Genomic DNA, 12,584 nt, shown 5'->3' with positions numbered 1-12,584 from the left:
TTTAGTTTTGAGCAGGGGGTTCTGAGGGGGCGGCTTCAAATTGCACTTTGTCGTAGATGTCGGTGAGTGCGATCTCAACCTCTAGCGTTGTGAGTTGTAGCGTCGTCTCCGGCTGATCGTAGACTTGCAGCAGCCATTGCTTTGCACCTGTTTTGGCATAGTGTTCAATTTGGTAGCTGGATTGATCGACCCGTAGATATTCCGCCAGGGTGGGGATGGTGCGGTAAGCGGCAAATTTGTCGCCCCGGTCATAACTGCGGGTAGAGGGGGACAACACTTCAACAATCAACAGCGGGTTAGTCAGGGTATCCCGTCGCCCCGGCTGATAGGTCAACTCTCCGGCTACGACCATGACATCGGGGTAGGTGTAAATTTGAGCATCTGGAATCCAGAGGCGCTGATCGGCGATAAAGACTTCATAGGCTTGCCCCCGCACTGCTAATGTCAGCGCCGTACAGAGATTACGAATAATGCGATTGTGATTGGGGGTGCCGCCTGTCATGGGCACGATTTCTCCGTTGATATATTCGTGACGCATCTCTGACGCGACTTCTAGGTCGAGATAATCACTGGGGGAATAGTGTTGCGAGGTCTGGGGTTGAGCAATCATTGGGAGTCTTCCTCCAGGCTGAGGGGACAGGCGGCGGTAGGGGTACCATTAGCCTTCGCAAAGGCGGGTGAGGGTTACTCCTGATGGTAGGTCGGTGGTGTTGACGGTGACGGTGTAGTCGGCAAACTTGCGGGGGACTCCGATTTCAGGCTTCTTCTCAATTTCAACCTTCTCAAAGAGCTTATATGCCGAAGCATTACCGTACTTATTTTCATGGGTAAAAATGGCTAGTTCACGGCAATTCATAAAGCCACGAACACTACTGCGATCGAAATCCCAGCACTTGCAGAAGCCATTCCATAAAAGCTTGAGGTCATTGCTGGTAAGACTACTAGGAGCGCGGTGAGGACTATAGGTAATATAGGCACGATAAAGCCCATAGGGAATGAGTTCCTTTTTCCCCATTGTCTTTTGGTCTTTGCCTTCTTGGAGATTAGAACTGGCACAGCGTGTGATCGTCATTGTCATGGGTAGGACTGGATCGATACTGCGCGCAATACCAACTTGTACAGGCCCCCATACTTGGCCTGCTCGCAACTCTGATTCAAGCACCCCGCCAAACATACGTAAGTCCCAATAACGTTCCTGCAACCAAGAAGAGAGTTTCTCCTGCTGTTCAGCAGACGTTTTTTTGCCTTTGCCACCTTTATATTCAACTTCATTTGCTTCAAAGGCGGGTTGAAAACGATCGCGCAAAATAGCACCGTCTTCAATTAGGATTGATAATCCTTCTTGTCCTTCCCCTACAACTTGAACGTAGTTACGGAGTTTGCGTTTAATACAAGCATCCGTCATAAGTCCCTGTCGCGTTTCCGGATCGATGCGTGGTTGATTTCCTGCATCAGGGTCACCATTGGGATTCCCATCTGTGATATCTACTAACAGCACAGCATCGTGACGCTTAGCTGGATCAAGATAAACTTCCATTAGTTTTCGTCCTCAGTTTCCATGGTTTCTTGGTCATCGGCTACAGCGTTTGAGTTGCTTTTATTACTCTCAACGCCATCCCAAAATGTGGCTTCACGCATTCCCCAACCCAGATAAAACCAAGCACTTTCGTCAAGGCTAAAAGTAGTCGGCAAGTCGGTTTCAGGAGATAAATTCATTTCCACCAACTTGCCAAATTCTTCACGTATCAACTTTCCTGTTCGCTTGAGATTACGGCGACGTGATTCCTGTTTTTGAGGTTCTCCATCTTTGCAAGGCGCTGGCAAGTGATAGAGAATCGCATTCTGATACAGTCTGCCGAATACCTGCTTGGGTGTAGTTGCCAGTGCTCTTAAAGAGGTTGCCACACCCGTTTTCCCAGGATCATCTAGGTTTCGTGCTTTCATCTCAGCATGGTGCATAAGATAGGCAATGGCCCCAAGCCGACGAGAAATTTCCAAAGGTCGTTTGTCAGTCATAAGTCCTAAGTACAGAGCAAGAATTTGGAAACGGGCATAGTAACGTCCGTGATACTTTTTTAAATCACGCTTATCCGAAAACAAGTCAAGATAGATGCGTTCAATCGTTTGTCTTACAATAGATTCAGGAATTGCAGCTCCCCACAAGGCATTATTCACCAGTGCTCGGACAACGCCATCAACTTGCTCTTTAGCCGGATCACGAAAGCACGCACCAGCCAATTGCCAAATCGGACGAGCTCTGTAACCTGAAATTCCCTTTTGAGTTTGAATATAGCGAGTAACGTTATCGGCAATTGTTTGAGGAGTCAATTCATCCCAACGACTGATAGCAATTCGCCCGTCACATCCTGTTAAGATTGCCAAGTAAAAGCGTTCAGACTTACAAGCCTCGGTACTAAATCCTTGGGGCTGCTCAGGGCTGATAAATATCATTTGCGCTACTGTGGCAGAATCGTCATCCCAGAGATCGTCTGGGTTATCCCAAATATCTGGATTTAACCCAGTGTCATACTCTCCCCAGTAGACAAACTTTGTCTTTCCCTGCTGATAGGAATGTCTTTTCTCTCGTAGTAAGCGATTCAGCATTTGATGCGATCGCTCTGCCACCTCAAACCCTAATGGTGCGTGTTCTGAATCCTTCCACTGACGCGATTCAAAAGACTCGCAGTTGAAACTCATCAATGCCGCACCCTTGCCCTGAGTGTTGGGAACGCCCTTGATCATTACGGGTAAGGTGGGGCCAACAAACTGTCTAAGATCGCCTGTAATGCTACAGATACCTTCTCTAAAACTTTGTGGTTCAGCATTAGGAAGTAAATTCTTATTTGCCTTCTTTTTCTTTGAGTCATTTACCTCCCAAGAAGTCAAAAGTTCTGTGAACTTGCGCCCCCAAAACTTTTGGACAGAGGAGCGATCCGTCACTAGTTCTCCTTTGTAGATAAAGATGATTCTTACTTTGTCTAGAGGTTCACCTTTGTCGAACCAAGGGCTACAGCTTTTACGTATCGCTTCGACATCAAGTTCTTGAACTGCTTGCCATACCGCCTCAACGGCTTCATCTTGGGTCTCATTGAGGCATTCTTTCAACAGATCTAAATACATGGGACGACGAATTAGACCATGTTTCCCAATTCCCAAAATATAATCAGCAGTATCTGCTACTGCTAAAGGCCGATGATTACTTGATCTCACAAAGTCTGGCAAGTAAAGCTTCTCACCCAGCCGTTCTTTCCCTTTTGAATCTTCTGTAACTTTGGGAAGGAATATGACTGGAGGATCAACACTAATCGCAATATGCGCTTCAACTAAGCCGTATCCAATCGGTGGCAATACTTCTTCGACATGCTGACTAAGGCTATATAACTCCCTTAACATCAGATACCTCCACTTGTAACCAGATGCCTTGGTAAAGGCAGGGTGTCTCTAGCTTTTTCAACTAACCGACCCGCTTTTATTTCCGCATCGAACCATTCGGTTTCAGCTCGTCCTCGAACATATTCACGGGTTATGCGATCGCGCCATTGAATACGTCCATCTGGATCAGGCACGTAATGAATCTTCAATGGCATTCGCCCACAATCGCGGTAATCCAAACAAAGGCTGTCCTCATCGGTAGCCCAAGAAAAATCTGCCATAAATTCCCGAATGCCTAGAAAGGGCTGCTGAAAACACCCTCCAGAGTCCATACGACGCTCAAACTGTTCACAATACTTGCCAATATTGCCTGTCAGTTCAGACCGCAATTGAATGTCACACTCAATAACATAGGCAACATCCTTCAGAACTGCCTGATGAGTTTGAACCCGCATATCCTTAGCAATGACGCTTTTACCAGGCCGTTGTCTATCTTTAATATGATTGCGAGTGAAATTGGCATACTGAACTGGCTCAAGCATATCAATCGCTAAAATATGCCAGTCGAATTCCGGCTTCCAGAAGATGGCTTCGAGTAGACCTTCCGCCGCTGTAGGCGGCATGATGGGATAGGAGATCGGCTCTGCCTGCGTTTCAGGGCGACTAAACAGAGCATATTTCCCTTCTACTTTGATGCGATAAGGTCGCTTATGGCTCATAGAGCCCACCTCCTTGGCAACCATGTATACAGCCCATCAGTTCTTCTGTTCTGGCGAAAGTAATATCGCCTATATTAGTTCATGCGTACGTCTAGGGCATAAAGTTTTATGAAATATGCGCGGCCAGGGCAGTTACTTAAAGATCATCTGCTTGGTGTAGCTGACAAAACAGCCTTACGACTCCCACCCCAGTGGAAGGAGGTTGGTTACTACGCGGGACTGTGGCATGACCTCGGCAAAATTTTGCAACAGTGGCAGAACTATCTTCTAGACGGTGGGCGAAGAGTGCCGCACAGCCCACATGGGGCTATGCTGGCTCGATCACTAACCAAGCGACCATTGGCTGTTCCCTCTCTAACGTTTGTGATCGCTGGGCATCATGGAGGGTTGAGAGACAAACAACACCTTGAGGGAGATGACTTTACTGAACGTGCAAAAGATTGGGAAGCTGCCAAAGATGAGGCAGTGGCAGAAATTGCTGGTTTCTTGCCAGTTGAGCTGCCTGAGTTCAATTTTCAGGGAAGACGGAGAAAGGAGCGTCAAGAACTAGCAATTCGGATGCTCTTTGGTTGTTTAGTCGATGCAGACCGGATTGACGCTGCGGGTATCGCTCCATCTGACTCGAACGGAGCGTCTTTGATATCTACACTTTCCACGTGTTTCAATCCTCGTCATTCTGACGGCACACTTGCTGAGTTACGGCGTGAGTTTGCTGCTGATTGTATGGCGAAAGCAGCATTACCTCGTGGGCTATTCCGGCTAACAGGCCCTACTGGAGTAGGTAAAACGATGGCATCTCTCCAGTTTGCGATCGCTCATTGTCAAGCAAATACTGATTTGGAAGGCATTTTGTATGTTGGCCCCCTCAAGAGTGTTATTGACCAGACATGGAAGGTTTATTGCAAAGCACTTAATGTTCCTGTTCTAGCCCACTACAGTGATTTTCAGCCCTCGGAAGAGGAAGCAGCAGATTACAAACTTACCACTGAGCGATGGGACAAGCCAGTAATTTGTACATCTGGAGTTCAGTTTTATGAATCCTTATTTGCCCGCTCGCCAGCAAAGTGCCGTAAACTTTCCCACTTAATGAGGCGTTGCATTCTAATCGACGAAGCACAAACGATTCCATTGGAATATGCTCGACCAATTCTAGATGTTTTAAGAAGCTTGGTGGATGATTGGGGTTGCTCAGTTCTTTTGATGTCAGCTACCCAACCTAGTTTCAGAAATATCGACAAAGAATTCGATCGGCAATGCATCGACATTATTTCTGATGCTAAATGCGAGTATTTTTTTGAGCAAACTCGTCGTGTGAACTACAAAGTTAGTTTTGACAACTGGCAATGGCCTAATTTAATAGACTGTATTGCTTCTAACAAGCAATCACTCACAATTGTCAACACTACTAAACTTTCAAAAGAAGGATTTTTGTCGCTGTCTGATAATATCGACGGCAATTGGTTTCATTTATCGGCACGGATGGTTCCTGCCCATCGTCAGCAAGTACTAGAAGAAATTCTTCGCCGTCTTGATCCTAGCAACCCTCAATCATGTCACGTGATTAGCACTCAGGTCGTTGAGGCAGGAATTGATCTGGATTTCCCCTTGGTATTACGTCAAATGGCACCCCTAGACAGCATAATTCAAGCATCTGGACGCTGTAATCGAGAGAATAAACTGCCTTGGCAAAATGCTGTCGTTCAGATTTTCAATTTAGATGGTGCAAATTATCCATCTAGTGACTACAGGGCTCGGAGCAACATAACTCAAGAAGTTCTAAAAACACACGATTTAAATAGCGATCTCCTGGATATGATTGCCCTGTATTATTCCAAGTGCTATGATGCCCTCTCTGGTGACAAGTATGAAATTCAGAGTTTGCGTCGTAACTTAAAGTTTGAACAGGTCGAGGAAAAATTTAAAATCATTGAAGATACTCATCAATTTTCAGCTTTTGTTCCTTGGGGAAAAGGCATGGAATTAATGGACCAATTACTACTTTCTGAAAGTTTATCTGAGTCACAATGGAGAAGTCTACAACCCTATACAATAAATTTGCCAATAAAATGGGAGCCTCTGGCAGAAAAACATGCTTGTGGTCTTACGATTTGGCCTTTATCCTTCTACAGCAAAGACTTCGGTGCTTCCGAGATGTTACAAGCAAGTGTCATATAGATCTTCTGGAAAAACTCGAATAATCCATTCAGTACGTATTGAAGAAGCTGAGTAACCCTTTTGATTATGTTGAGCTACAAAGGCTATACCGGGCAGCTTGAAATTGATGAAGAGGCAGGCATCATCTTTGGGCGCGTGCTTGATATTCGTGATGTGGTCACGTTCCAAGGGGATACCGTTGCAGAAGCCAAACAAGCCTTTCAGGATTCCGTAGATGACTACCTCGAATTTTGTCGATAAATGGGACAAGAAGCCGATAGGCCATTCTCTGCAAATTGCCTTTTATGCCACTGCTCTGGTCGGTCTTGCGGCGGCGTATGGGCCGCGAAATCTGGCTTATTTTCCATCCGACACCAAACTCAAGGCCACTGCCTCCGCTACTCGAATGCCATCAATGCCCGCCGACAGAATGCCCCCAGCATAGCCCGCGCCTTCTCCGGCGGGATAGAGCCCCGCCGTATTCACACTTTCGTAGTGTTCATTGCGCTTGATGCGGATGGGTGAAGACGTGCGGGTTTCAACCCCCGTCAACACCGCATCGGCCATGGCAAACCCGTGGATTTTTTTGTCAAAGGCAGGCAGGGCTTCGCGGATGGCCGCGATCGCATATTCCGGCAAACTCCCCCCCAAATCCCCCAGCTTCACCCCTGGTTTGTAGGAGGGATGCACCGACCCAAAGGCCGTGGACGGACGCTGGGCGAGAAAATCCCCCACCAGTTGACCGGGAGCCTCATAGGTGCCACCGCCTAGGGCAAAGGCCCGTTCCTCCAACTGCCGCTGCAAGGCTATGCCCGCCAGCGGCCCCTCGGGATAGTCCACCTCTGGGATGATGCCCACCACGATCGCGCTGTTGGCGTTGGACTCATTCCGGGCATATTCGCTCATGCCGTTGGTCACCAACCGCCCCGGCTCCGAGGCCGCCGCGACGACCTTGCCCCCCGGACACATGCAAAAGCTGTAGACCGATCGCCCATTCTGGCAGTGGTGTACCAGCTTGTAATCCGCCGCCCCCAAGCGGGGATGCCCCGCCTGATCGCCAAAGCGGCAGCGATCGATCAGCGATTGCGGATGCTCGATGCGAAAGCCAATGGAAAAGGGTTTGGGCTCGATGTAAACACCGCGATCCAGCAACATTTCAAAGGTATCGCGGGCACTGTGACCAATGGCCAACACCACGCGATCGCAGGCCAGGTATTCCCCATTTTCCAGGGTGACGCCGCGCACCCGACCCTGATCAATGTCGATATCCTGGACCCGACTTTGAAAGCGGATTTCGCCCCCCAGCGCTTCGATGGTGGCCCGCAAATTTTGCACAATTTTGACCAGGCGATAGGTGCCGATGTGGGGTTTGTTAATGTAGAGAATTTCTGGGGAGGCCCCCGCATTCACCAGCTCGGTCAACACCTTACGCCCGTAGTGTTTCGGGTCGCTGACCTGGCTGTAGAGTTTGCCATCGGAAAAGGTGCCTGCGCCCCCCTCACCAAACTGGGCGTTTGACTCGGGGTTGAGGCGTTTTTTGAGCCAGAAGCCAAAGGTATCCACACTGCGATCGCGCACGGATTTCCCCCGCTCTAGCAAGAGAGGTCGCAGGCCCATCTGCGCCAGCAGCAACCCTGCGAACATGCCACAGGGTCCGGTGCCAATCACGATCGGGCGCAAGGGCAGATCCCCAGGAGTCTGGAGGACAGGACGGTAGGTGAGGTCTGGGGTGATGGCCACCTGGGGGTCTTTTTTGAACCGTTTCAGGAGGGCCTTTTCCTTCGGCGTCTCGATGTCAACGATGTAGACCAGGGTGATCTGCCCCTTTTTGCGGGCATCATAGCTGCGCTTGAAGATGGTGTAGCGGGTCAAGTCAGCGGCGGCAAGGTGTAGCTTTTTGAGGATCACCTCCTGAAGGGCAGCTTCGGGATGATCTAGCGGTAGTTTGATTTCCTTGAGGCGGAGCATAGTCGGTAGGGGATCTCGGGTCCGGAATGGGATGGCCTTTGGCCGATCGGAGACCATCGCGGCCTCTCAGCATTATGGTGCCATTAGGTTCGACTGAATTTTGGGATAATTGCGATCGCGTCACCATCCAGGCAAATAGGCTGTCATTGACAATCCATATTGTCGTGATTACCATAGGGCCATGAGCACATTGCAGCAGATTGCCCAGGCCAACCCCGAGTGGGATTTGGAGACCTTTGTAGAGGTATCGAACCACCTTCTGCCCCAGTTTCTTCCCAATGCCACTGACCCCCAAGCGCACCCACCGGAAACGGTGAACCCGCGACTGGTGCGGTATTACACCACCCAGGGGGTCGTCGATCGCCCCCAACGGCAGGGGCGAGAAGCCCGGTATACCTATCGCCATCTGCTGCAATTGCTGATCGTGCGCCGTTTACTTCCGGAGGGTTACAGCACCACCGCCATCCAGCCCATCACGATTAAAGCCAATCCCGATTTGGAAGCGTTGCTCCAGGGGGGCATGCAGCTCACCGTGGCAGCGGCGAATCCCGCCTTGGCCTTTTTGCAATCGGTACAAGCACGCACGGCCCCACCAGCGGCCCCACCAGCAGCCAGATCTGCTCGGTCTATGCCGCCGCCCGCCGCCCCGGCACCCCAACGGTCTACCGCTGAATCCCTGGTTGCCCCAGAGTGGGGCTCCCCCGTTTCCCGCTGGCGACGGGTAACGGTGCTACCGGGGTTAGAAGTACAGGTGCGGGAGGACTTTGTCCCCCCCAGCACCCCTCAAGAGCTTGAGAATCTGCTGCAACTGATCGCTCAAATGCTCAAACCCCTATTTCAAGCCAAGAGGTCTGCTCCATGAGTCAACCCATCCTCTCCATCATCCCCATGCATGGGGCGATCGCCGCCCAGCGCTCCATCACGCTGGATGTGCTGGTGAAAATCACCCCGCCGGCGGTTACCGCCCTGCCCGACCGTCCTCCCCTCAATCTGGGCTTTGTCCTAGACCGTTCTGGGTCCATGCAGGGGGCCAAAATCGACTACGCCCGTCGGGCCATTGCCTATGGCATTGAGCAACTGCTACCCAGCGATCGCCTCAGCCTTACCCTGTTTGACACCCACGTTCAGACAGAAATTCCCAGTACCCTTGCCACCGATAAACAACGACTCATCGACCAAGTGCACCGCATTCGCCCCGGTAGTTCCACCGCCCTCCATGGCGGCTGGGTGAATGGGGGCATGCAGGTGAGTCAATACCTCAACCCGGCCCATTTGAACCGAGTCATTCTCCTGTCGGATGGATTAGCGAATGTAGGGGAAACGAATCCTGATGCGATCGCTCAGGATGTGCACGGGTTAATGCAGCGGGGGATTACCACCACCGCTCTGGGGGTCGGGACTGACTATGACGAAAATCTGCTGGAAGCGATGGCCCGTAGCGGCGACGGTAATTTCTTCCATATCGAGTCCCCGGATCAATTGCCCGCCATCTTTGAAGCTGAGTTACAGGGGCTGGCGACCACTCTCGGCCATAGTGTCACCCTGAGCCTGAACCCCCAGGCTCAGGGGGTGATCAGCGATATCTTGAATGATCTGGAGCGCACGCCCGAAGGGGCCTTGAAGTTGCCCAATCTGACCCTTGGTACCCCCCTGTATGTAGCCTTGCGCCTACAGATTCCGGCCCTGTCCATGGGCACCCAGGTCTTACAGGTGCAACTGCGGTGGCAGACCCCGGACCAAGCGGAACCCCAACAACTGGAGGCAGGACTATATCTGCCGGTGGTTAGCCCTGAGCAAATGAGCGACTTCCCGGCCCATGGGGAGGTGCAAGAACAGGTGGCGCTGCTGATGGCTGCCCGTGCTCGCCAGGAGGCCGTGGCCTTTGCCGATGTTGGTGACTTTGGGAGCGCGGCGGCATCCCTACGCCAAACTGGTGAGTTGCTCAGAGCGGCCCCTGCTTCCGCCGCGATCGCGGCGGAAGGTGAAGCGCTGGAGGACCTGTCCACAGCCTTTGGTACGAAGGGCCAAGGTATGGTGGCCCGCAAGCGGGCTAAGTCAGAGGCTTACCACCTCAATCGCAGCCGTAGTTCTCGCCACGGCCAGCAGCCCCAAGACCCGATTTCCTAGTTACCTAGTGGGCGGCGGAAATACCCTGGCCGTTCCATCGTGGCACACTCGGCCCCTCACCCTAGCCCTCTCCCACGGGGAGAGGGGACCGGAAAATGTTGGGCTGGTGCGACAATAGTAGACTGATTTATGCCCTGCGGTAGTAATACTGGGCGGCGGAAATACCCTGGCCGTTCCATCGTGGCACACTCGGCCCCTCACCCTAGCCCTCTCCCACGGGGAGAGGGGACCGGAAAATGTTGGGCTGGTGCGACAATAGTGGACTGATTTACGCCCTGCGGTAGTAATACTGGGCGGCGGAAGTAATCTACCTATTTGCCAAGGGGAAACCCTTGTGTTTGCTGGAATCCCCAATTCAGGAGTCCTCTTTTAGAGGACGGTAGCTATGAGCGGCGGAATTCCATTCCGGCGCGGGGTAGCAGCAGGGCGATCGCTATGAGCAACGCAATTCCATATTCTGGCTCCTAACTCCTAACTCCTAACTTCTCCCCAGGACATTTGTCCCGCTTTGAGTTGATAACCCTATCGAGGGCAGTCTGCAATCCTGAGCCCCCCATCTCCTAGCGCAGGTCGTAGCCAAACAGGTTGGGATTGACATCATCCAGGACTATATCCCCTAAGCCATATTCGGCCCAGCGGCGATCGACCGTGGCGGCGGTTTCCGGATCCGACGTGAGTTCATCACTCCAAACCCGATCGGTTTCCGGGTAAACCTTAGTGGTGGCATCGATGCCCATACGACTGCCCAAACCGGGCTTACTCGTGGCAAAGTCCAGGCTATCAAAGGGATTTTCCGGCAGGATAAACACATCCCGCGCTGGGTCCACTTTGGAAGTCACCGCCCACATCACCTGGCGGGGATCGCGGATATTGATGGCCTTGTCCACCACGATGACGAACTTGGTGTAGGTGAACTGGGGTAGGGCCGTCCAAAAGGCCAGTGCCGCCCGCCGCGCCTGTCCGGGATAGGCTTTGTCGATGGAGATAATCGCGGCTTTGTAGCTTAGGCCCTCCATGGGCAGAAAGAAATCTTGGATTTCCGGCACCTGCATCCGCAGGATCGGCGTATAGATGCGATTCAGCGCTAGGGCCATCATGGCGTCTTCCTTCGGCGGTCGCCCGCTGAAGGAGGTCATGTAGATGGGGTTCTTGCGATGGGTAAGGGCATGGAAGCGGATTAGGGGGGCATTTTCCCGGATGGGGCCGTAGTAGCCAATGTGATCCCCAGCGGGGCCATCTTCGGCGGTTTCCCCCGGTGTGATGGTGCCCTCTAGCACCAGTTCGGACTGGGCTGGGACTTCGAGATCTACGGTTTTACCCTTGGCTAGGTGGACGCCCTGACCGCTGTAGAGTCCCGCAAAGAGCCATTCCGACAGGTCAATGGGCAGGGGGGTGGCCGCCGCCAGTATCAGCAGGGGATCGACGCCAATCGCGATCGCAACCTCCAGTTTCTCCCCCCGCTCCGCCGCCTTCCGCAGGTGACGAGTAGGGCCACGCACCGACAACCACTGCACCGTCATCGTGTTCTTAGACTGGAGTTGCAGACGATAGACCCCCACATTGGGAATTTTCGTTTCCGGATCCTTCGTCACCATCAGCCCCAGCGTGATCACCCTATTGGCATCACCGCCGTAAACCCGCAACAGGGGTAGCCGATTCAGGTCCACCGCATCCCCCTTCAACACCACCTGTTGACACGGGGGAAACAAATCCCGATCGGGCTTCGCCTTGACCACGTCAAACAGCGCTTTGCCCAAATCAATGGCCTGGGCAAAGCTCTTAGGGGGCCGAGGCTGGTAGAGCAGAGCCAGTTTTTGACCAATGGCCTCCAATTCCGCCGGATCCTCCATGCCAAAGGCCCAGCACACCCGCTCCAGCGTACCCAGGGTATTGATAGCGAGGGGCATATTGGACCCTTTGACATTCTCAAAGAGCAGGGCCGGTCCCCCCGACAGCAGCAGCCGATTGGCAATTTCCGCAATCTCCAGGTCTGGATCGACGGGCACCGTAATTCGCCGGAGTTGCCCTCGGTTCTCTAGCTGAGTCAGAAACGCCCGCAGGTCTTTTGCCATCGTCAAGAAGTCTGAAGAATCATCCCCTTTATTATGGGGTTGGGTATGGGGTTGGGATGATTGCCCCACCCCTTAACATCCGCTTTACCCAGAGATCTGGCACAAAATCTATAGTGATAGCCATACCTTGATCCGTCGTGATCAAGACGACAGAGAGATACTGCATACAGAT

10 protein-coding genes are annotated in these 12,584 nt (G+C 52.1%); 4 read left to right on the top strand and 6 right to left on the bottom strand.

Annotated features, from left to right (window positions below; genetic code table 11):
- Position 1 precedes the first annotated feature (1 nt).
- Genes LEP6406_RS0218325 through cas5c form a run of 4 tightly spaced genes read right to left on the bottom strand, consistent with a single transcriptional unit; the run spans position 2 to position 4,115 of the window.
- Complete coding sequence (locus tag LEP6406_RS0218325; RefSeq protein WP_008312101.1) at positions 2–610, bottom strand: Uma2 family endonuclease; 609 nt, start codon at positions 608–610, stop codon at positions 2–4.
- A gap of 48 nt (positions 611–658) precedes the next feature.
- On the bottom strand, positions 659–1,537 hold the full coding sequence (gene cas7c, locus LEP6406_RS0218320) for a type I-C CRISPR-associated protein Cas7/Csd2 (protein WP_008312099.1): 879 nt from the start codon (positions 1,535–1,537) through the stop codon (positions 659–661).
- Complete coding sequence (locus LEP6406_RS0218315) at positions 1,537–3,393, bottom strand: type I-C CRISPR-associated protein Cas8c/Csd1 (protein ID WP_008312098.1); 1,857 nt, start codon at positions 3,391–3,393, stop codon at positions 1,537–1,539. The genes cas7c and LEP6406_RS0218315 overlap by 1 nt, the downstream gene beginning before the upstream one ends.
- Positions 3,393–4,115: a type I-C CRISPR-associated protein Cas5c gene (cas5c, locus tag LEP6406_RS28785; RefSeq protein WP_051463764.1), complete on the bottom strand. Its 723-nt coding sequence runs from the start codon at positions 4,113–4,115 to the stop codon at positions 3,393–3,395. The genes LEP6406_RS0218315 and cas5c overlap by 1 nt, the downstream gene beginning before the upstream one ends.
- A gap of 84 nt (positions 4,116–4,199) precedes the next feature.
- Between cas5c and LEP6406_RS0218305 the strand changes: the two genes are divergently transcribed.
- Together LEP6406_RS0218305 and LEP6406_RS0218300 are read left to right on the top strand one after the other, a co-directional pair.
- The gene (locus tag LEP6406_RS0218305; RefSeq protein WP_008312093.1) at positions 4,200–6,266 is read left to right on the top strand and encodes a CRISPR-associated endonuclease Cas3''; all 2,067 of its coding nucleotides are present in this window, start codon (positions 4,200–4,202) and stop codon (positions 6,264–6,266) included.
- A 66-nt stretch (positions 6,267–6,332) separates the two neighbouring features.
- Positions 6,333–6,506 carry a type II toxin-antitoxin system HicB family antitoxin gene (locus LEP6406_RS0218300; RefSeq protein ID WP_008312091.1) on the top strand — a complete coding sequence of 58 codons (174 nt, stop codon included), beginning with the start codon at positions 6,333–6,335 and terminating at the stop codon, positions 6,504–6,506.
- Positions 6,507–6,602: 96 nt separating this feature from the next.
- Here LEP6406_RS0218300 and LEP6406_RS0218295 read toward each other — a convergent pair whose 3' ends face one another.
- A complete protein-coding gene (locus LEP6406_RS0218295; protein WP_008312087.1) occupies positions 6,603–8,270 on the bottom strand; it encodes an NAD(P)/FAD-dependent oxidoreductase in 1,668 nt (555 codons plus the stop codon).
- Between the two features lie 124 nt (positions 8,271–8,394).
- On the opposite strand from LEP6406_RS0218295, the gene LEP6406_RS0218290 reads away from it, so the two are divergent.
- Both LEP6406_RS0218290 and LEP6406_RS0218285 read left to right on the top strand, forming a co-directional pair.
- Entirely contained in the window at positions 8,395–9,075 is a 681-nt protein-coding gene (locus LEP6406_RS0218290; RefSeq protein WP_008312085.1) for a MerR family transcriptional regulator, read from the top strand.
- Complete coding sequence (locus tag LEP6406_RS0218285; RefSeq protein WP_008312084.1) at positions 9,072–10,340, top strand: vWA domain-containing protein; 1,269 nt, start codon at positions 9,072–9,074, stop codon at positions 10,338–10,340. Before LEP6406_RS0218290 ends, LEP6406_RS0218285 begins: the two co-directional genes overlap by 4 nt.
- Before the next feature lie 560 nt (positions 10,341–10,900).
- Here the strand turns inward: LEP6406_RS0218285 and LEP6406_RS0218280 are convergent.
- Entirely contained in the window at positions 10,901–12,412 is a 1,512-nt protein-coding gene (locus LEP6406_RS0218280; protein ID WP_008317338.1) for a UbiD family decarboxylase, read from the bottom strand.
- Positions 12,413–12,584: the final 172 nt, after the last annotated feature.

The sequence above is a fragment of the Leptolyngbya sp. PCC 6406 genome (assembly GCF_000332095.2).
GTDB lineage: Bacteria > Cyanobacteriota > Cyanobacteriia > Phormidesmidales > Phormidesmidaceae > PCC-6406.
The sequence above is the reverse complement of the archived record's forward strand: the minus strand, read 5'-3'. Positions and strand labels throughout refer to the sequence as shown.